Source organism: Acinetobacter calcoaceticus (genome assembly GCF_900520355.1).
Classification (GTDB): Bacteria; Pseudomonadota; Gammaproteobacteria; order Pseudomonadales; family Moraxellaceae; genus Acinetobacter; species Acinetobacter calcoaceticus_C.
Map to the genome: position 1 here is coordinate 3,766,908 of NZ_LS999521.1, position 21,048 is coordinate 3,787,955.

The window sequence follows — 21,048 nt, forward strand, 5'->3', positions numbered from 1 at the left end:
TCTTATCGTTTTGGCTCAATCTCACCAAACAATGTCTCATAAGCCTGAGTCAATTTATGTTCTGGTGCCAAATGAGCCAAAGGTAAATTTTTCTGATGCGATTCTTTCATTAAAACCGAAGGCGGTAACATGCTATTAAGTACAGGCAACCCTTCATCTTTCAACTGCTGAACCACTTCCCGAGGTAATTTTGCTTGAGCTTGAAATTGGTTGACAACAATTCCTTCAATTTCCAAGCGATCATTATGATCATCTTGCGTTTCGAGAACATTTTCAATCAATGTTTGTAACGCGCGCTTTGAAAAGACATCACAATCGAAGGGAATTAAGACTTTATCTGCTGCTATCAGTGCTGACAAAGTAAAAAAGTTAAATGCAGGTGGTGTATCTATATAGATACGATCATATCGTCCAATTAAGTTTTGAATTGAATCACGCAGTTTATAAATTTTATGTTTACTTTCAAGAGCATGTTCAAGAGCACCAAGTGTTGGGCTAGCAGGAAGCACGTCTAATTTTGCAAAAGGAGTTGAATGCACAAAGCTATCAATATCTTTATTTCGTGGGGCTTTTAAAATCGAACCTAATGCATTACCGATTAAACCTTTTTGTTGATTGTTTCCCAACACATCATCAAAGAAATTTTCGATATTTGGTTCTATAATTGATTTTTCAGCAGAATAGGTTGCGTCATCCCCTAAAAGGTATTGACTAGAATTAGCTTGAGGATCAAGATCAATGACCAATGTCCTGAAGCCATGTTTGGCACTAATTGCGGCCAAATTTACAGTAATACTTGATTTCCCTACACCGCCTTTTTGGTTAAACACCACACGAGTTAACATGTTTCCCTCTGTATATTTTTTTTACTGTACGCAGTTTAACCTAGAGCTTAAGCAAAAAGGCAAAGAATGTAGAACAATTAAGCAAAAACAGGCTTCACAATCACTAAAATAATAATAGCAATAAATGCGATAGTACTAATCATTAAACCAGCCCTACGTTGTGCCAATAAAAGAGTGTCATCTTTTTTAAAGACTTTTATAAGGGAAGATAACAAGACTAAAAATAGAATAATTTTAGCGTAAAACCACGGCTGTACCTGAAAGTCTTTCATGACCAATAAAATTGCGCCAGTAATAAAAACCACGGTAAATGATAGATGTTGTAAGGCAACTAATATTTTACGTCCCGCCGGATTTGGTTGTTCACCTTGCACGCCTACAAACAGAGTTGAAGCGCGTAATACAAAAACCATAAGTGCGGCAGCCACCGCGGTCATGTGAATAATTTTAGTTAGTAAATGTGCATCCATGAAATTAACCCTTAGCTTTTAGGTGCATGTGCACATTCTGGGCTAGCAGGTACCTGACCTTGCCACTCACTTGGTAAATAGGCATGAATTGCTAATGCATGAATTTGCCCGGGATTTATCAAATCTGAAGCTAAGGCATAAACTTTTTGATGACGTTGAACCAAACGTAATCCATTAAATTCATCACTCACTACAATCACTTTAAAATGTGATTCTTTACCTGGGAAATAACCACCGTGTCCGGCAGATTCATTGATGACTTCTAAATGACTGGGTGCAAGGGTTTGTAACCGTTCAATCAATTGTTGTTCAAGGCTCATAGCTTTTCCTTTTACGATTATTCGTATATTTGAACCTAGTATACCCTGTCTGTACACAAACAAAAGTTGCTCTTGTACGCTTTGGCTTCAAACAAAATGTCTATTTATTCGGCAACTTATCGATAAAAATACTTCTAAATACTCATTTCTGTTTTTATTTTATGCAATCAGCATAATTATTTGCATAAAGTTGTTGACCCATGTTTCGCTTAATGTATTATAAGCGGCACGCGGGAATAGCTCAGTTGGTAGAGCATAACCTTGCCAAGGTTGGGGTCGCGAGTTCGAGTCTCGTTTCCCGCTCCAAATTGGTTTTTTTTGAGAAAGTTTTCGTAAAAACTGCTTATATATGCGGGAATAGCTCAGTTGGTAGAGCATAACCTTGCCAAGGTTGGGGTCGCGAGTTCGAGTCTCGTTTCCCGCTCCAAATTTAAAAAGCCCTAGTCGAAAGACTGGGGCTTTTTTCTTTTTATTGACTCATAATTTTTGCGGTCTATCTATTCACAGCGTACTTTATTGAGAATAGCTCAGCTCAAGGGCAAGTATTTCATTACTAGATTCACATTTTTAAATCGCCAGTTATAACGATTTAATCTCGTTATACTTATAAGGCGTTGGGGTTATTCGATGCATAGATATAAATGGTAATAATTGAAAACAATCCAGATTAAAGCATTCTATATTGCGGCTCTGCTGTAAGCATATCGAAAAGATAAAGTTAGAATCATACATATAGCTTTCAAAATAATACTCTTCTGTCTTTTGAGTAGCATGGGTTGAATCGAGAAATTGTATACGTTCAGACAACACATGAAAGTTGAGCATTTTTAAATGTCGGCTCATTCCTTCGCCAGTACATTTAATATAGGCTTCTTTTAAAGTCCATATTTGAAAAAACCGCTGATATACACTGAATGGATCAATCAGTTCATTTCCCTTAATCCATTCAATTTCACTCGGTGCTAACACACTATCAACACGCATCCAATCGAACACACGATCCACTTGTTCAATATCAACTCCTATTTCCCCTTCTTCAGTCACAGCAAGAATAATAACGTCCGCTGAGTGAGTAAGATTAAAATACACCGCCTTGCTACCTTCTACAAAAGGCTTGCCGTTGGGATGTAATTGAATATTAACTTCATGGGGTGAGATGCCTAGCTTATCCGCCAAGACAGTCTTCACTAACACACGAGAGATCAAGAAAAGACGAGCCGCCTTAGAGTGATATTGATCATATCTCAGCTTCTCTGCCGAACTGAGAAAGCCGAGATAATGACTCACTACCAAATGATCTTGTGGTACCCGTGAAACTGGGCAGACATAGACCTGCACTTGGGCACTATTAGACATTAGGAAGCTGTGGTGCTGATGTACTTGGTCAGAACTGGTGCGAGATAGTCAGAAACCGCATCTACATGTGTAACGTGCGGATTATGGCCTGCACCAGCGATGATATGCACAGGAATATCAGGATTTATTGTCGTAACCATTGGGTCGTTCTCTCCCACAATAATCTCGATTTTAGATCGAAGCTCATCCAGCAAAGTCGCTTGAGTTGCTCGCTGTTCTGGCAAATTAATGCGGTGCATATATTCACTAATATGCTTGGCTACCGACAGTCGACGTAATGAATCCATCGCATAACCAACAGACGGATTTTGTTGTCCATCTGGATGTAGGTCTTTAGCAATCATATCTTTTGGCACAAAACGGAAAATCAGATTAGATATAGTTTTTATCTGAAACATTTTAGCGGCCTGCGCCTGAACAAAATAAGGCGATATGAGGATAAGACGCGCAACTTTATCTGGATATTTCTTTGCAAGATTCAATGCAAAGAGACAGCCTAGTGAGTGTGAAATAACAACACTATTTGGCGCTAAAAGCTTTGCAGCAGCATCAATAAACTGACGGTTGTTATCTTCCACCACCTCATAACTGCCTGAACGTCCAAGTCCCGGCAAGTCCATCATAGCCACCTGATCATATGTGATTTTATTGATTATTGGAGACCAGCATGCACTATCGAATGGAATCCCATGTAAAAATAATGCAGATGATTTTTCTGATTTAACTGGCTGTTTAGTATAAATTTCAGTCCAATATCGATTCTGATAGCCAAAACCACTAGGTGTAGGTACTTGCATGCGACCAAAACGTGTAAGAACCAAGCGATCAATCCAGCGAGAGAAATAAGGACTGATATTGATCAGATCCGCGATACCCATCTTCGCCGCCATCACCTCTGCCCCAGCAACATGATAGTGCTCGGTAGAAATGAAAGAGAGTTGCTCTTTAGAACCGTCAAGTAATACCTCAGGTAATTTCTCGAGCAGACCTTTGGGTACCTGTAAATGTGGTGAGCTGACTCCCAAGTGCTCGGCAGCTAGATGAACTAGGCTATGAAATTTCGGTGTCGCAGGATCAAGCAGCATATACTCCTGAGCAATGGTCTCAGGATAAGACATCGTTTGGATCAGAAAGCTCACGATATACTGCATATTGCACAGCGGCAGGAATGTGTCACGACCACCTGGCAATGCCAGCAGACGTCCCTGATATAGCTTATCAATCATGTCGGCGACACCTATATACTGCATATCACCATAAGTATAAAAACCATCAATGACTGTCGCTGGATTTATTGCAGTCCATGGCACATTTAAACGCTTACAGGCCTCAATGAAAGCTTGATAACCCAAAATTTTCGAAGCCTCATAGCCACCATGTTTGCAATACAACTCATCAGCCGACTCTTGCGGTGGAGCAGCCACACGGTATCCGCCAATCCAGATAAATCGCTCAAGCTGCTTCAATGTTGCAGCCCATTCAATTAAGGCAAGTCCTGATTTAATGTTCGTACGTTCTGCTTCAGCTTTACTAATGCCCCAATTAAATGATGCAGCAAGATGATAGACAACATGAATCTTTGCCTGAGCATCCGCTAGCAGAGAGTCCAGCTTAAAATCACGGCTTAAATCATATTCAACAAACGAAATAGAGGGATCAACTAACCCTTGCGTTGCAATGAAACCTAACAGCTTATCTTTCTTGGTTGCGGCATTACGCAGCGCAGCAATCACCTGATGACCTTCGCGCAGAAGTTCAACGATCAGTCTGCTGCCAATAAAACCTGCTGCACCTGTTACTAATATGGTCTTCCGTGAAAAATTATCTTTTTTTGCGTTATTTAAATTATCCATAAATCACCTTATTAGGGACTGGGGACTCCAGCATTGTTTTGGAGCGAATTATCTTAAAAATTATATCGAATCTGGGCATACACCAGACTGTTATCTCTAAATTGTCCTAACACCGTATCATTTTTACCCCAGAAGCGATCTCCACCTGCATTCAACTGCCAGTGATCATTGAGGCTGTAATTAATACGTACTCTCAACAATTCATTAGGTTCTGGTGCAAAATAGAATCCCGTTACTTCCAGCTTTAGATTATCGTTCAGCAAGTTAAGTGCATAGCGCAGCATAGCTCCATACTGATCCTGCTCATATTGGTCACTGGTTGTTTGCTGATAACGGTAAACTTCTCTCAATAATGGATTTGTTAGGCTGTCGGCAGATCTAAAATCCTCCGTATGTTTGTACACGCCTACTAAACTCAGCGTGGAGTTCTTTAATGACAATTCCGGTCCCATGACCACAGTTAAATTATTTTTCTTATGTGAAAGATCTTCGCTACCATCCGAGTCTGTCTTTGTATACGCAGCTTCACCTCGCCACACGAGATCGTTATGGTTATAACTAAAATCAAATCCATAGACAGACATAGGATTATTTTTCAGCTGCAATGTTGCCTCCCCTGTTGGAGATGCAGAAAGAACTGACAGATCGGGCATATGATCCAAACCTGAGAAATACGATGCCCCAACATCCAGACCATCTACGGAATAATCCCAGCGCATTGCAAACGCAGGACGGCTCTTACGGTCTATGTCATACTGAACACCAGCAATCTGACGCAATGGAATCACATCTGAACGACTACGCGGATACCACAATGCCGTCCATTTATTGGTTCCAGATTCAGGAATATACGTCAATTTGAGAGCATCATTTCCAAGACGTTGATCTGTCTCATCTGGCACTAGACGCGTATAGTCACGGGGCGATAGGTTATCTGTTGGGTTAATCCCGTCAGCTCTCCCCCAGACTACAATCTGGCGACCAACGTCGAGATAAAACGTCTGATCCCAGTTATAAGATGCGTACAACTCACGTAAGTTGCGATTCACCTTACTCACCTGATCTGGATTTACAGTGTGGTCCGTTTCGTCTCCAATATTTATGTCGTAATGGATCTTAAACTCAGGGTTAAACTTGAGGGTACCATTGGACCAGAAACTTGCTTGCCCAATGTTTTTTAACGAGCTTAGATCACGATCCGATGACCACACATCGAGCCTGGCTGAGTTCTGGCTCACAAAACTAATTTCGCTGTCATCTGCATAAGCATGCTGCAGTAGCATAAAGCTACTGCAGCATGCAAATACCCAATAGGTACCTTGTGTCATTTTTCAAGACTCTGCGGTGAGAAAATCTTATCAGATAAGGTTTTTTCTGCGGCAAAATCACTGACGATAACTTGTGTCATATGCTGAGTTTGCAGATTCTTTGCCATAGATTTCATGGCCTGCCATCTCGGTTTCACTTTGCCATAAGGGCGGATATCCGTGAACTCAATATGCTTTAACGGCTTACCTGCAGTATCCCAAATGTCGATGGTTGCTGTAACAAAGTTGTCTTTGAGTATGCACATGCGACGTTTGCTATAACCAAAGTCACTCTTCACCGTATTATTGATTGGCGTTGCTTCAATCATGTAGCAATCTTTGCCATTAAATTTGCCATCTGCAAGTTTAGTGTACTTCCAGTCACTTAACTTATAGCCAAGTACATCACCATAACTAAAGTCCGTACCGATAAAGGCATCACCCTTGTTCGCCGATGCAAGACGGCGTACTTTTTTCAATGCAGGCAAATAGACAAACATGCTATCACTGCCTTTTGAGTTCTCAATCAACAGTGTCGTGGTTCCTTGTACATCTGCAGGCGAGATGAATTCGGTCAAACGCATATTATTTTGAGTATTCCCAGCCAGTTTGGTCATGTTCTTAGTTAGACGCACACGTTGATCGCCATTTTTAGAGGTCAACACAAACTTGGCACTGGCAGTTGAGCTCAGAAATTTAGAAGCATCGTCACTACGATTAACAATGTCTTGAACTTCATCTGCATAAGATGTTTTAGGCATCGACATTGTGAGCGCCGTACCCAACAAAAGGCTTGTCACGACAGTTTGTGCAACGGTAATGTTCTTCTTATTTGAGGGAAAGATAAAACGAGGTTTCAAGATTAGAATCATTGTAGGTACCATAATTAAGGTTGCAAATACACTGAAAAGCATCGCAATCACAATAAACATCGCTAGCCATTGATGGACGTGGAAGCCTTGCGACAAGGACAGCACACCGTAACCACCAGCAACCGCAGTCGCGACAAAAAGAGAAGCCTTACCAGCAGTACTTAAAGTTTTACGAATAGCGTCTTTGATATCGCCCCCTTCTTCGCGCAAGATTTCACGCAAGCGATAGAGGAAGTAAATGGCATAATCTGCACCAATACCGACAGCCATGGCCGAGATGAGGGAGTTCGGAATATTGAGCGGAATGTCGAGCCAGCCCATCACACCAAAGATTGCAAGAATCGAGAATAGAAGTGGTGTCAGGACAATTAGTCCCGCTGAAAGTGAGCGGAAAACCAGCGCTGAGATAAAGAATACAGCAAATGAAATCTGTAGAATATTCATGAGCTTGCCGTGAACCATTGTTTCAGTCAAAGCAATGGTCTGAGTCACATCACCACCAAAACTTACGACAGCTTTATCGCCCAACTGACCCGCCATATACGTTTTTAGCGACTCAAGGATTTCTTTGATGCGGTGATTACTACCCGTTTTCAGCAGAATCGTGATCTTGGCATAGCGCTGAGTCGTATCAATGTAAGATTCAAAATCAGTCGGCTCACCAGACATTGAGTACAACAGCAGATACTGAGCAACAACATCTTTGGTTGCTGGAACCTGAAATGCCTGTGGCTGATCGGCATTCATTGCCTGATTCATTCTCTTGATATAGTCCACGATAGAGATTGTTTTACCGACCTCTGGAATCGAATTCGCGAACTTTTCTGTATTATCAATCGCTTTTAGGATTTCTGGGTTTTCAATACCATCACGAACTTTTGTATCGACCATGATGTAAAGGCTGTTTGTACCGCCAAGAGACTGATTTAAAAATCTGTCATCCTGCTGCATCGGTAGGTCATGTGAGAAGAAGTTGCGGCTATCGTTATCCACTACAATACGGCTAGTGCCAATAGCAAGAAAGACGCCCAGTACTGCAATCACCGTCATTAGCATCATTCGCGGACGAACTGACAAAATGACATCGCCAATGCGTTTTGGAATCCAGTCCCAGATTGGTAAACCTTTGCGTGCAACCTTGGTAACCGAAGGCGGTGGTAGCATCGAGCGAAGTACAGGAATAAAAGTCATCTCAATGATCAGTGTACTGATGATCCCGATTCCTGTAAAAATACCGAATGAACGGATGGTCGGAATATTAAAGGTCAACAGCGAGAAGAATCCAGCCGCTGCAATTCCGCCAGCCAATATCATAACTGGACCAACACGAACCATAGACTGCACCACGGCTTCGCTATTCGCAGCTTTAGGTTCCATACCTTGGGCAGTCAGTCGATCAAAGTCTTCATAGTATCGCTTGAGCAACTGTACGGCGTGCCCTGCCGCAATGGCCAGAATCAGAATTGGTGTAGGAGAGTTAAAAATATCCATTGGCTGTTTGAACAGACCCATCATACCCATACCCCACGCCACAGCCAGTAAAGCTGTAACTAGTGGAAGGATCAAACCCTGCTTACTGCGGAATGCTTCGAAGTGCAATAACCCAATGACCAGTATGGCAATTGGGAACAAGATATTGATCCGTTTAGAGTAATCTTCGGCTTTATCCAAATAAACAGGATTGCCACCGACACTGATGGTCATATCCTTAGACTGTTCGTCTGCTACGATTTTATTGATCGGAGCCATCATTTTTTGGAAGCCCTCTGGACTTTCCTCAAGCTCAAGCAAAATAGCAGCAGTTTTCTGATCTTTAGATACGACCGAATTCATGTAGATTGGGTTCAGTGCCAGCAATTTTTTCAGCTGATCAACATCACTCTCGGTTACAGAACTGTTCGGTAGTAGTTTCTTGGCATCAAATCCATCCGAATTGGCGGTGATCCCTTTGGCCTGCCGTGCAGCTAGGCTCATCAGGGTAGATCGAACCACACCCGGAGCATTATCAACTTCTTCGGTAATGCGTTTGACTTTTTCTAACACTTGCGGCTGATAAATATCACCCTGCTTCGGCGTAATACCAATCACAACCATGTACTTGGAGCCGAATTTCTTTTCAATCAGCTTAGTCGAGGTGATATAAGGATGTCCTTTGGGAGCAAGCGCATCTGGATCAATAATAATTTTGACGCCAGATGCAAGATATGCCAAGACAATCGTCAAGAGCATGACCACCGTCAACACAATACGGCGATGTTTGAGAATCCAACGCGAGTATTGTTCCATCACCTGATGAGTCTTGCGAAGTGGTTTATTGGTCTCGTGCGTCTGCTTACCAACCGACTCATAGGCTTCACCCTTCTGAGCCAGTGCTTCAAGATTAGCAACGTCTTTCTTGAACTGAGCAAGAACCATCTTTTTCAGCAATGCCGCAGGTAATACGCCAAAAAAACTACCTGGCTCTGCCTCAAACACCCACTCTATCCATGTACCTTCAGGATGTGGTTTGAAGCGATAAGTACCTGTGTAGTGGAAAGGCCCTTCCACGACTTTGAACGCATACAATTCGTTCGGTACTAGATGTGTGATTTCACCTTTAAAGGACATCTCACGACCAATAAAGCTAAAACCGATTTCATACTTGCTGCCCACACGCGGAGTATTGTCTAGCAGTTCAGAATGCTTACATGACAATTGCCAGCCTGCATCATTGGCTGGGTTTGCAAGATAGTTGAAAACCTTGTCAATCTCGGCCGGTATGAGGAAAGCATGTTCTATGGTCACCATAGTGGTTCTACCTTCTTGTATTTCTTATGCGGGAATTGGATACATCTGATCAATTGTCTGGGCAACAGCCACGACATTCTCAGCGTACATAATCGATGAATGATCACCAGGCAAATCAACCTGTGTAAATGTGTCTTTGACCAGTTGGTCCCAGCCTAGACTTTCCCCAAAATCTTCCAGCTCATCTTTGGCCTTAACCAAGAGGATCGGAAAATCTTCAGGCTCTGGGAAATAGGTCTGGAGTGCGATGCCATTCGCCAAATAGGTATCAAAGTAAAGTCGGAAATCTGATGGGTCTGCATCTAGAGGTAGAACATTGATGGCCTTGGCTTCTTTAAGTACATGGTCAAACATGTGATCTGGACTCAATTCACGCAAATATTGCGCTGGTATCATCAGCTTTTTGCCATAAGGCGCAGCCAGATCGCGGGCAAACCAAGATAAAAGCATGGCATCGTCAGCATCATCAGGCATATTCTCAGCGATTGGAGCACGGGTATCGATCATGACAATACCTGTGACCTGCTGCCCCATTAGACGCAACTGATGACTGATCTCGTATGCAATCGCACCGCCAAAGCACCAGCCACCGAGAAAATAAGGTCCCTCAGGTTGTGTCTTTTGCATTTCAGCAATATAGAGTGTCGCCATGTCTTCGATCGCCACTTCAGCAGCATCTGCTTCTATCAGGCCAGGAGACTGAATAGCACGTAAGGTACGATTCGGATTAAGATGACGCGAGAGTTCCATATAACAGAAGGTACTGCCACCAATCGGATGGAACAACCACAGCGGCTGTTCGTAGGTTCCGCGGCGCAGCTCGATTACGATAGAGGGTTTAACTTCTTTATTGTCACGAATGATCTCAGCCAGACGCTCCACGGTGGAGTACTGTGCCAGCAAGGCAACTGGTAAGTCGGTACTGAATACCTTTTTGAGATGATTGATAAGCTTTACAGCCAGCAACGAATGCCCGCCCAACTCGAAGAAATCATCATATATCCCAACCCGTTTGACCGACAGGATCTGCTCAAAGGTAGTACAGAGCTCGATTTCGATCGGATCACGTGGCGCAACATAATCGTTACTTTGCTCAAACACAGGCTCAGGAAACGCTTTACGATCTAGCTTATTGTTAGCCGTCATTGGAAACTGGTCCAATGTAATAAACGTATTTGGCACCATGTAAGCTGGTAGATGGATTTGCATCGTCTTTTTCAGATTAGCAATGTCAATCTCATGTCCAGTCACATACGCCACCAGTTTCTGATCATTGCTGGTAGTCGTCTTAACTAACACGACTGCGTCTGTGATACCGTCGATCTGCTTGAGAACATTCTCGATTTCGCCTAGTTCAATACGGAATCCACGAATCTTGACTTGGAAATCTAGGCGCCCATGATGAGTCAAATGCCCATCCGTATGTAGACAGACTTTATCTCCGGTACGGTAGAGTCGGCCAGCATTTGGCAGAGATGGCAAAGTTCTAAATTGCGCATCTGTCAGCTCAGGTCGATGCCAGTAATCAACCGCCAGACCATCACCTCCAATCCAAAGCTCCCCCATAACGCCTGGTGGCACTAAACGCTGCTGTTCATCAAGGACATAAAGCTGGGTGTTCGCCAGTGGTTCGCCTAAAGCGATATATTTTGCATCAGTGATACGGGCCGCACTCGACCAAACAGTGGTCTCAGTCGGGCCATAGACATTCCAGAGACAGCCGACTTTGCCTAGCAGTTTTTCTGCCAGTATAGAATCTAGCGCTTCGCCTCCACAGAGTGCGGTCAACTCTAGATTGCCACTCCACTCGCTGTCTAAGAGCATTTTCCAAGAAGCCGGTGTTGCCTGCAAAACATTGATAGACTTAACATTTAGATAATCCACCAATTGATTACCATCTTGTGATACCTCTCGTGGGCAAACATGCACCACACCGCCGTACATCAGCGGAATCAACAGCTCGAGAATCGAGATATCAAACGCATAAGTGGTGATTGCTAACAGCTGAGTCTCAGTCGTTACTTGCAATCTATCATTCATGGATAGTAAGAAATTGATGATTGAAGGATGCCCAATACATACACCTTTTGGCTTACCTGTCGAGCCTGAGGTGTACATCACATAAGCGGTCTCACCAAAGGCAAGCGTCTCGCGTACTTGCTCAAGGGGCACAACACCAGCTTGATTGATATCTAAGCGCGGTACAGAAACTGTGAGAGCATCCATCAACTCGGTTTGAGACAAGATGACTTTAGGTTCAGCATCTTCGATGATGTTATGTAAACGTTCACTTGGGAAATTAGGATCTAGTGGTACATAGGCTGCCCCTGCCGCCCAGATCCCGAGGATTGCTGCTGGCAATAACGCCGTGCGGTCTAACATTAGACCTACACGATCGCCACGAGTAACGCCATGTACACGCAAATGTTCAGCGATACCAGCGATATGTTGACCTAACTCACGATAGCTAACCGTATGATCCTTTGAGGTTAGAGCATGATGATCACCACGCTCATCGATCTGCTTTAGAATCATTCCTAATAGATCATGTTGAGGATAATCAGTAGCCTGCCCACGTAGGGCATCGAACTGGGTACCATCCTTATAATCAGGTGCGATATCTAACTCAACGATCTTACGCTCAGGATGAGACACCATCTCTGATAATACGGCTTGTAGCAGTTGCACCATATTGTCGGCAGACTGTGCAGAAAATAGCTCAGAGTTGTATTTCAGCACGCCAATCAGTTCGCCTTGATATTCACCGCCCATTTCCAGCGTAAGATCTAATTGACCTTCTTGCTGGCGAACCGGAAAACTTCCTAACGTCAGGTCTTGACCTACCAAGGTCGCTGGGGTCTGGATTGGTAAGAGAAGTTCTTTAAACTCATCCATGCCGCCTAGACGTTCCCAGAACATTCCCACCTGAGCCAATGGATTAATACTGCCATCACGCTTTGGTGAAACCGCCTCAACCACTCTGGAAAAGGCAACTTTTTGATGCTTGAGGCTCTGTCTTAATTGTTCCTGCACCTGCTGTGTGAACTGTCGTAAAGTCTGATCAGCATCGATGTCCATGTGAATAGCAATCGTATTGACAAACTGCCCCAGTGCATTGCGCAAAGAGCGTTCAAGTCGACCAGCTACCGGTGTGGCAATGACTAGATTATTTTCATGAGATAGTTTGTGTAGCAGAATATAGAAACCCGATAGTACAAGTCCGAATAGCGTGATCTCATAATCTTTCGCCAAGCTCACAAGACCAGATGACACTGACTCAGGCACACGGAAAACCAGTGAGCTGCCTTTATGTTGCTGCACAGCTGGACGTGGATAATCAAGCGGAATGCTATGCACGTGTGGTGCATGCTGTAACGCATTTTTCCAGAAAATTAGACTCTCATCAGCATCATCGGTCGCTGTGCTCTGCTGATTATCTGCATACTGTGCGAACTCGATTCCGTTCACCATATCCGACTCTGTAACAAGTCCAAAACGTTGGCAGACATCACGCAACAAGAGACCGATCGACCAGAAATCCATTAGGGCATGATGAATCACAACCGCAATCACATAGTGATTCTGACCGCGCTCATAGCAATGAATACGCCACAGCGGTGGCTGGGTCAGGTCAAAGGGCTGCTTCGTATCCTGCTCGACTAATTGTGTCAAATCAGACGCATCGAGATGGCGAGCATCAGACACGATAATATTAGGATAGATACGATCCCAGATAAGTTGCTCAATACCCTGATCATTGGCAGGCATACTTACACGCAGCAGCGGATAATCATGCATTACCGCCTCTAGAATCTCCATCGGCTTGTTGCCTAATGGTTGGTTAACCTTCACATCAAAGGCCACCACCATATTGTAGGCACTGCACGTCGACTCAAGCCGCTGGATATACCAGATGCCGAGCTGTTCTGCAGAAATCGCATGGCGCGATAGAATTGCAGGTTCCAGTCGTACAAGGTTGTTCACGAAGCAACTCCCTGCTCCAACTGAGAAACGATATATTCAGCCAACGCATTAATGGTCGGGTAATCCCATAGTAGTGTCGGCTCAAGCTCCAGTTGTGTCAGATCCTCGAGATCTCCAGACACTGACAAAGCGACAATCGAATCGAGACCGTAACTGGTAAATTTTTTCTGTGGATCAAGAGTTTGGGGCTCGACACGCATTTCTTTGGCTACTAGCGTGCGAATGATTTCGCTCCAGTAAGCTTTATCTTTATTCATGGGGTAATATCCTCTTTAACCGGTTTGGCATCACGCGGTGCCAGTGCAAAATCGATAACAGATAACATATGGTTGTTTGAAATTCGGTCTAGCAGATCTGCCAATGTGCTTTCACGTAGTGATGTCATTGGAGGGGACGTCTGCCCTTCAGCAGCATTTAGGAAAATGATCAGCCATGCACCATCCTGCAAAGCAGGTCTTAGGCCACGACGGTTAAAGACCCAGAAACCCAGCACAGCAATGCGAGCAAACAGCTCGGCATAGTCGCGGGCTAAGCTGAAACGTAATGTTTCGAACTCTTTAGCCGCTTCTGAACTTGAGAAATAATCTTGAATTTTTTGATCTAGCGTGCGCTGCTCGATAAGAAGCTGATCAGCACGCTCACGTAGCGTGGACAGGGTCTCAGCAGCCAGCCCCACTGTAACGTCAGCATCGTTGAGCATCTCGATGATCGTTCCCAGTGACTCCATCACCAAGTCACCATCTCGGTTGAAAATCTCAAGCTCGCGGAAATCAATAGCGTCGTTTTCCATCTGCAAGTCATACAACTGGCGATAACGTGCTTTAGCTTCGGCTTGGTCGAGATGGGCGGCTTTTTTGCTACGCCCTTTATTGGCAGATTTGAGCTGAAAACTCAGGCTGTCTAGACAGACGGTGCTACTGCCGTCAAATACACTAACGATCAGATGATCTCTGAAAGCTTTCTGGTACATTCCATCAGCATATGCATTTCTTAAGAAAAAACGCGACCCAAGCACTGAGGAAGTAATTTTGGCCAGTGACTCTACATACTCAGGTACCAGTACCTTAATGATTGGTGACCATGTGCTGAACTGATTGATACAGACGTGTAGCCCGCGCGCACCAACGAGTGATAGAACCTCAGCTGCTAACAAATAGGCATAGGCTGTAGCAAGTTGCTCACGTACCAGCGGAATGTTAATCACTTTTTTGTTATACAACTCGCGCTCGATAGCAAACTCGGTTGCGATGCGTAACATCGTATCGCCCGCACCCAGAGAGAAGCTGCTGCAATATGCACGCGTCACCTGTAGTGTCTTGAGTCCAAGCTCTAACCCCTGACCTTCTTCACCAATCAGGGCATCTTTATGAATTTCAGCATTGTTAAAGCCGATACCACTGATATCTAGCCCACGCATCCCCACTGTTGGCAGGCGATTCAGGCTATAAGTTCCTTTAGACGCCATGTGACGCTTATCAAGCCAGAATGCGCTCAGACTACGCGGTCCACGATCATCTGATGTTTTAGCAATCAGACTTAAAGAGTCACCTAGAGTAGCGCGATTGATCGACCACTTTTCACCATTTAAGATGTACTTGCTCTCGGCAGCTTGTGCAGTTACTTCACTGGATAGCAGGTCGGCTCCATGCGCTTTCTCGCTATAAGCCAGCGCTGGTGCAGCACCCTGCAAAATCCGGGTAGCTATGTTTTCGCATTGACTAGAGTTACCGCCGATCCATACGATCACGGACCAAGCATTCGTGCTATAGGTCGAATTAATTGTTAGATCACGTCGTGCCAGCACGCGATGCAGATATAACAACTCTTCACCAATTTCCATGCAACCTCCGAGCTCTGAAGGGACATAAAAACGGTTCATGCCCACAGCATTCAGAAAATCAACAGCACGCTGAGGGTATTGCTCCTTCTCATCACGCTCGATGGCCGCGGACCAAGAAAAATCATTATTGGTATCATGTACGGAGCCTAAAATTTGCTCCAGACGAGCAGCAGATTGAAACTGCCGCAAATTGGACGTAAGTGACATGAGTTTTTGCTCAAATGATTAAAGGGTAAGGATTAAAACAAAGCACTTTTGAGTCGATTAAAAATGAGCGCGCGCACTTCTCGTTCCTTGATCATTGAGTTGAGTAGATTGGAGCTATAACGAATCAGTTGCCCCCGCTGCTCACGATCACGCATGACTTCTAAGCCATTCTTGACATAGTTTCGGGCCATCACCGTTCTACGGTTTGGATGAGTTAAACAGATCAGTTGACCGCGCTCGATCTGCTCTTTAATTTTTCTTCTTCTGATTTTGCCGCTAGTGGTCTTGTTTATCCGACCTTGATGCAGCAAATAAACACCTTCTACAGGTAAGCCGATATCAGCTGCCACTTGCTCTTTAACCTGAGTTCTGATGGTTTCAAAATTAAGTGTCTTGTCTATCGACTTCTTTTTGATCTCAAGCACAACCGTGACGCCATCAGAATTACCGAAATTCACTGCTGCAACACAGCCTTTACGGACAGCAGGATGCGCCACTTCGACGGAGCACTCGATATCTTGCGGGTAATAGTTTTTGCCACGGATGATGATCACATCCTTAAGGCGACCGGTCACATACAAGTCTCCATTTTTGACAAAGCCCATATCACCAGTTCTTAAGTAATGTACTTGACTAGGCTTATCCGCTTTATCGAGGATGGTTGCAGCAAAGGTTTCCTGATTGACCTCAGGCTTCTGCCAGTAACCCGCAGTGACACTCTCGCCTGCTAGCCAGATTTCACCGACTTCATCAATCCCTACCTCTTTGCGGGTATGCGGATTGACAATACGACAATCAAGATGTGTAGAGATCTTTCCACAGCTCACCACTTGCACGGCTGTCTGGTCTTGGCTGGTCTGCACCAAATTGGCATTCAACTTTTCACGATCGATTGAAATCGCATTGAGAGGACCAGTCACACCACTGACTAAGAGCGTAACTTCGGCCAAGCCATAGCACGGCAAGAAAGTATCCAGTCTCAATTTCGACTGAGTATTAAACTTCTCCATGAAGCGCTGCATGACATTAGCTTTGATCGGCTCGGCACCATTAAACAGCACACGCACACGGCTCAAATCAAGCAATGCAGCCTCATCATCCGAGATGCGATGTAGACACAATTCATAGGCAAAGTTTGGTCCACCACTAATCGTGATGCCTTTTTCACTAATGAATTGCAGCCACTTAAGAGGTTTACGGATAAAATCCAGCGGTGACATCACATAGCAAGTCAGACCTACATACACGGTCTGTAAAACCGAGCCGATCAATCCCATGTCGTGATAGACAGGTAACCATGTAAGACCGATATCATCGGCTTGTGTGCCAAAAGCTTCAGCAATCATGACTTCATTTGCCATGATATTTTTATGGGTGACGATTACACCTTTAGGCCAACCTGTTGACCCTGAAGTGTATTGAAGGAAACAGATATCTCCTTCAACAATGTGCGGAAAATCTTTTTTCACCAAGTCGCGCTGCAATTCGGCGTCAACGGCGTGCAATATCAAATTTTCATTTTGAGCTTTTAATGTGATAAGACCTGATAGTTCAAGAATCTTTTTAGTTGTGAGTACTATCTTTGGCTCACAGTCATTCATAATATTCAAAATATTAGAAAAACCGTTGCGGTTAAAAGGCAAGCTGACAGGTACTGCGATAATTTTAGCTTTCAGACAAGCAAAGAACGATACGATAAAGTCCAGTCCAGGCTCGAACAGCAACACGGCACGATCGCCACTGTCTACAAGGTTCATCAATACTTGAGCTTGATGTTGAACCCGCATGTTCAGATCTGCATACGTCAGAGATTGAATACCACCAGATTGTCGTCCCAAATATTCAAAAGCAATCTTGCTTCCATTTAAATTTGCGTGGGACTCCAAAGTTGCAATGATATTATCCGTACACATTACAGCCATAACTTACTCCGATTAATTATAATTCACCCTTAAAACTCGCTGATTCAGAAATTACCTTTTTAGCGGGGGCTTTTAATAAAATGAATATACTTTTTTTGTTTAAAATATAAATTCACATTATATTTTATGTGCTAGTATCTTTTATTACACCTGTAAGGGTTTACAGGTTGATCTGTTTTTATTGAAAATTAAGGCACTAAATATCTTTCATAAATTATTTTTATTCGGTTTAATATTATGAATATTAGCTATTAAATTAAATTTCAAACTCAATTTCTCTATTTTTATAATATTTACTAAGATTTTTAGCATGCCAAATATAAGCTCTATTTGTATTCTCATCTTATTAATAACTTGACTCTAGATTTTTTATTTAGAATCTAATTTACTGAATATTTTCTTTCCTTAATGGCAAAAAATAATTCAGGTGAAATCCCTTAATAGCCTTTACTTACAAGGATAAAACTCCTAAAGAATCTTGCTTTAAATTACATCTGAATAGCTTAAACTTATGTATAGAATCGAAACTAATATATAAACCTACAAACCACATTGCTTGACCTATAAGTCATATACAAAATATAAATCCTACAGAAAAATTATTAATTAAAAAATATTTTTTATTTATAAAGTTACTTTATCATCAGTATGTAAATATTAGAAAAATCAAATTATTAAACTAAATTTAAAAATTAAAAACTTACTATAAATTAGTTTTATAAAAATTTAATTTTAATTAAAACCACCTTTAAATAATTAATTTTATTTTAAATATATATCTAATAATAATTTATTTTATTAAAATCTAATATTAAAATTCTCTATCATTTATATATCCACCTCTATAAAATCCCCAACATTACAGCTCGAATAGCTGCTGAAATTTTATTATTCACATTTAGCTTCTGCATTGAATTTCCAAGATGAAAATTTATGGTTCTTTCAGCCACCCCGAGAATCTGCGCAATCTCTGCTGACGTTTTACCTTCCGCCGTCCAACGCAGAACCTCTTTTTCCCGCTTCGTTAAATAAAGATTAAACTGAGCAAATTCTGCGTCATTCACAATTTTAGCAATGCTGGAATGCACTGTCTGGGACAGCCAATACATATTTGTATATTGAGCTTTCTGCTCTTTTTCTGATAATTGGTCAGTGGATCTTGCTAGTGTTAACATCCCCCTTGTACCAATAAAGTCACGGCTTGACTGTGCCCAACCGACATTTAAACCATAAGAACGCGCCTCTTCCCAAAAATCTTTTTGAGATTGAGTGTTCGCAGATTGGCTCGACCAGACAAGAGGTTGAAGTGACAGCATACAATGCTGTACGGTTGGATCTACTACTACATATTGCTGTTTAACATAACGCTTCTGCCATGCTTCTGGATAATTATTCAACATAATCGTTTTTGGTTCAGCAATAGATAATGGTGCCTGCATACCATAAGCACAATAATCAAATCCGAGCTTTAAAGCTGTAGATTTGACGACCTCAAATAGCTGATATTCATTTTTTACCATCAGAGATGCTGATAGTAAATCCTCTTGCCAATTTTCCATTTACTCTTATTAGACCTTATTCATAAATCATTTTTTTAGTTGCATATGGTGAACTTATAATCCAATTAACAACATTTTTGAGCCTGAGAGGGTGGTAAATTCTTCGGATAAACTAGTTTTAGAAAGCTTTTTAAGGTTGTTATATTGCATATGTTAATTATGCTTGAAATTCTCAAATATAAAGGACGCATTTTATTCCAAAAATGAGTATTTTTTACTTTCAAAAGAAGTCTATTATTTATCCTTATTTGTATATTTCTATTAATTTAACTAAATAATAACCTTTACTAACAATACACTCCGTATAAGTTTTCTATTTATTATTAGGTGCAGCGTAGAATAATTATAATGATCTCAAAATATTTTTTAATAATAAGGATAGATATTATTTACAATGTACATGCCGAATTTATCCTCTTCATACTTTTGAAACGAGTAATTCTCATATTGATGCTACAGAATGCTCAATTTGTGTATAAGTAAACCTCACTACCTGAAATACTTTCTAAAGAACAACTTAACGTTGTGTACCACCAGATTACGACTGACCTGTAAAACATAACAGTATTTTGTTGGCAATAATTTATGTTATTTATCTATAGAACTGTAATTCAAGTCACTTGAACAGGTAGCATGGTCACAATCCCCACCCATTTCTCAATCTCAACTGATGGTTTTATTCGGATGAATGAAAACCAGCTTATGAATTACCCCCTCCAACACCTCATATCTACTGTTGAATCAACACAAATTGAAGATTCTCAAATTCTATATTATGGGTTTACTGAATGGGCAACATCACTGACCCCAGCTTTAAGTACCGGATGGGACTGGGAGTTCGTTGAGCAAAATGGCATCACGAGCTTAAAACGAATTGGGCTATCTCGAAGCAATATCATGATTGTTGATGTATCTGGTACAGATATTGGATGTGATGTGACTGAAACATTAATCGAGAAAAAAATAGATACTTTGTTTTGGGAACAGTTCATTTATGCTCAAATTAATACAACGCAGACAAAGACTAAATTAAGTCTAAATTTCTCTTAGAAACCTGTTAATTCTTACAGTTACCACCTTTCCAGCTGTCAAGTAAAGTCGCCTGAAAAATAAGTGGAAGCACTTGTAATGAATATTATTGCTGGATTTCAAAACAATTTTTCAGAAGGCTTATATACCAAATTTAAAAGTTACCGCTACAGGGTATTTGTTGAACACTTAGGGTGGGAGTTGAACTGTCCACATAATGAAGAACTAGATCAATTTGATAAAGTCGATACAGCTTATGTCGTCGCCCAAGATAGAGAATCCAATATTATTGGCTGTGCCAGACTACTACCCACGACTCAACCCTATTTACTCGGTGAAGTATTTCCTCAATTAATGAATGGAATGCCTATTCCTTGCTCACCAGAAATTTGGGAATTATCAAGATTTTCAGCCGTAGATTTTTCGAATCCACCTTCCTCTGCTAATCAAGCAGTGTCATCCCCAGTCTCTATTGCAATTCTGCAAGAAGCGATCAACTTTGCAAGAGAACAAGGCGCAAAACAACTCATTACGACCTCACCTCTTGGTGTAGAGCGGTTATTACGTGCTGCGGGTTTTCGTGCTCATCGTGCAGGTCCGCCCATGGTTATCGACGGATATGCTATGTTTGCATGCTTAATTGAAGTTTAGTTGGCTAAATCAAAGTCTAAAAATCTTAGTGACATTGTAAAATTAT

14 protein-coding genes and 2 tRNA genes are annotated in these 21,048 nt (G+C 42.2%); 4 read left to right on the forward strand and 12 right to left on the reverse strand.

Annotated features, from left to right (window positions below):
- Positions 1 to 2: 2 nt before the first annotated feature.
- From AC2117_RS18070 to AC2117_RS18080, 3 genes are all read right to left on the reverse strand, one after another.
- The gene (locus AC2117_RS18070) at positions 3 to 845 is read right to left on the reverse strand and encodes a ParA family protein (RefSeq protein WP_042898423.1); all 843 of its coding nucleotides are present in this window, start codon (positions 843 to 845) and stop codon (positions 3 to 5) included.
- A 77-nt stretch (positions 846 to 922) separates the two neighbouring features.
- Positions 923 to 1,315, reverse strand: a complete 393-nt coding sequence (locus tag AC2117_RS18075) for a SirB2 family protein (protein WP_133975905.1) — start codon at positions 1,313 to 1,315, stop codon at positions 923 to 925.
- Positions 1,316 to 1,326: 11 nt separating this feature from the next.
- Positions 1,327 to 1,635 carry a BolA family protein gene (locus AC2117_RS18080; protein WP_133975907.1) on the reverse strand — a complete coding sequence of 103 codons (309 nt, stop codon included), beginning with the start codon at positions 1,633 to 1,635 and terminating at the stop codon, positions 1,327 to 1,329.
- Positions 1,636 to 1,865: 230 nt separating this feature from the next.
- On the opposite strand from AC2117_RS18080, the gene AC2117_RS18085 reads away from it, so the two are divergent.
- A tRNA-Gly gene (locus tag AC2117_RS18085) sits at positions 1,866 to 1,941 on the forward strand.
- A gap of 45 nt (positions 1,942 to 1,986) precedes the next feature.
- Positions 1,987 to 2,062: transfer RNA gene (locus tag AC2117_RS18090), tRNA-Gly, on the forward strand.
- A gap of 152 nt (positions 2,063 to 2,214) precedes the next feature.
- On the opposite strand, the gene AC2117_RS18095 is transcribed toward AC2117_RS18090, so the two are convergent.
- The 9 genes from AC2117_RS18095 to abaR all read right to left on the reverse strand — a co-directional run bounded on the left by AC2117_RS18095 (position 2,215) and on the right by abaR (position 19,322).
- Positions 2,215 to 2,991: a 4'-phosphopantetheinyl transferase family protein gene (locus tag AC2117_RS18095; protein WP_197730950.1), complete on the reverse strand. Its 777-nt coding sequence runs from the start codon at positions 2,989 to 2,991 to the stop codon at positions 2,215 to 2,217.
- Positions 2,991 to 4,844, reverse strand: coding sequence for an alpha/beta fold hydrolase (locus tag AC2117_RS18100; RefSeq protein WP_133975909.1), 1,854 nt, complete (start codon positions 4,842 to 4,844; stop codon positions 2,991 to 2,993). Before AC2117_RS18100 ends, AC2117_RS18095 begins: the two co-directional genes overlap by 1 nt.
- A 53-nt stretch (positions 4,845 to 4,897) precedes the next feature.
- Positions 4,898 to 6,172 carry a porin gene (locus AC2117_RS18105; protein WP_133975911.1) on the reverse strand — a complete coding sequence of 425 codons (1,275 nt, stop codon included), beginning with the start codon at positions 6,170 to 6,172 and terminating at the stop codon, positions 4,898 to 4,900.
- On the reverse strand, positions 6,169 to 9,810 hold the full coding sequence (locus AC2117_RS18110) for an outer membrane lipoprotein-sorting protein (protein ID WP_133975913.1): 3,642 nt from the start codon (positions 9,808 to 9,810) through the stop codon (positions 6,169 to 6,171). Before AC2117_RS18110 ends, AC2117_RS18105 begins: the two co-directional genes overlap by 4 nt.
- Positions 9,811 to 9,834: 24 nt before the next feature.
- The gene (locus AC2117_RS18115; protein ID WP_133975915.1) at positions 9,835 to 13,794 is read right to left on the reverse strand and encodes a non-ribosomal peptide synthetase; all 3,960 of its coding nucleotides are present in this window, start codon (positions 13,792 to 13,794) and stop codon (positions 9,835 to 9,837) included.
- Positions 13,791 to 14,051, reverse strand: coding sequence for an acyl carrier protein (locus AC2117_RS18120; protein WP_003655615.1), 261 nt, complete (start codon positions 14,049 to 14,051; stop codon positions 13,791 to 13,793). The genes AC2117_RS18115 and AC2117_RS18120 overlap by 4 nt, the downstream gene beginning before the upstream one ends.
- On the reverse strand, positions 14,048 to 15,823 hold the full coding sequence (locus AC2117_RS18125; RefSeq protein ID WP_133976432.1) for an acyl-CoA dehydrogenase: 1,776 nt from the start codon (positions 15,821 to 15,823) through the stop codon (positions 14,048 to 14,050). The genes AC2117_RS18120 and AC2117_RS18125 overlap by 4 nt, the downstream gene beginning before the upstream one ends.
- 50 nt (positions 15,824 to 15,873) lie before the next feature.
- Positions 15,874 to 17,763 (reverse strand): fatty acyl-AMP ligase, encoded by a 1,890-nt coding sequence (locus AC2117_RS18130; protein WP_133975917.1) that lies wholly within the window; start codon positions 17,761 to 17,763, stop codon positions 15,874 to 15,876.
- Between the two features lie 842 nt (positions 17,764 to 18,605).
- Positions 18,606 to 19,322: a LuxR family transcriptional regulator AbaR gene (gene abaR, locus AC2117_RS18135; protein ID WP_133975919.1), complete on the reverse strand. Its 717-nt coding sequence runs from the start codon at positions 19,320 to 19,322 to the stop codon at positions 18,606 to 18,608.
- 633 nt (positions 19,323 to 19,955) lie between these two features.
- On the opposite strand from abaR, the gene AC2117_RS18140 reads away from it, so the two are divergent.
- Both AC2117_RS18140 and abaI read left to right on the forward strand, forming a co-directional pair.
- On the forward strand, positions 19,956 to 20,372 hold the full coding sequence (locus AC2117_RS18140; protein ID WP_133975921.1) for a DUF4902 domain-containing protein: 417 nt from the start codon (positions 19,956 to 19,958) through the stop codon (positions 20,370 to 20,372).
- A gap of 63 nt (positions 20,373 to 20,435) precedes the next feature.
- Entirely contained in the window at positions 20,436 to 21,002 is a 567-nt protein-coding gene (gene abaI / locus AC2117_RS18145; protein WP_133975923.1) for an acyl-homoserine-lactone synthase AbaI, read from the forward strand.
- Positions 21,003 to 21,048 lie beyond the last annotated feature (46 nt).

Excerpts from the sequence above, each read along its gene's own strand:
- AC2117_RS18070 (WP_042898423.1), bottom strand. The coding sequence starts at position 845 with ATGTTAACTCGTGTGGTGTTTAACCAAAAAGGCGGTGTAGGGAAATCA.
- AC2117_RS18075 (WP_133975905.1), bottom strand. The coding sequence starts at position 1,315 with ATGGATGCACATTTACTAACTAAAATTATTCACATGACCGCGGTGGCT.
- AC2117_RS18080 (WP_133975907.1), bottom strand. The coding sequence starts at position 1,635 with ATGAGCCTTGAACAACAATTGATTGAACGGTTACAAACCCTTGCACCC.
- AC2117_RS18095 (WP_197730950.1), bottom strand. The coding sequence starts at position 2,991 with ATGTCTAATAGTGCCCAAGTGCAGGTCTATGTCTGCCCAGTTTCACGG.
- AC2117_RS18100 (WP_133975909.1), bottom strand. The coding sequence starts at position 4,844 with ATGGATAATTTAAATAACGCAAAAAAAGATAATTTTTCACGGAAGACC.
- AC2117_RS18105 (WP_133975911.1), bottom strand. The coding sequence starts at position 6,172 with ATGACACAAGGTACCTATTGGGTATTTGCATGCTGCAGTAGCTTTATG.
- AC2117_RS18110 (WP_133975913.1), bottom strand. The coding sequence starts at position 9,810 with ATGGTGACCATAGAACATGCTTTCCTCATACCGGCCGAGATTGACAAG.
- AC2117_RS18120 (WP_003655615.1), bottom strand. The coding sequence starts at position 14,051 with ATGAATAAAGATAAAGCTTACTGGAGCGAAATCATTCGCACGCTAGTA.
- AC2117_RS18130 (WP_133975917.1), bottom strand. The coding sequence starts at position 17,763 with ATGGCTGTAATGTGTACGGATAATATCATTGCAACTTTGGAGTCCCAC.
- abaR (WP_133975919.1), bottom strand. The coding sequence starts at position 19,322 with ATGGAAAATTGGCAAGAGGATTTACTATCAGCATCTCTGATGGTAAAA.
- AC2117_RS18140 (WP_133975921.1), top strand. The coding sequence starts at position 19,956 with ATGGTCACAATCCCCACCCATTTCTCAATCTCAACTGATGGTTTTATT.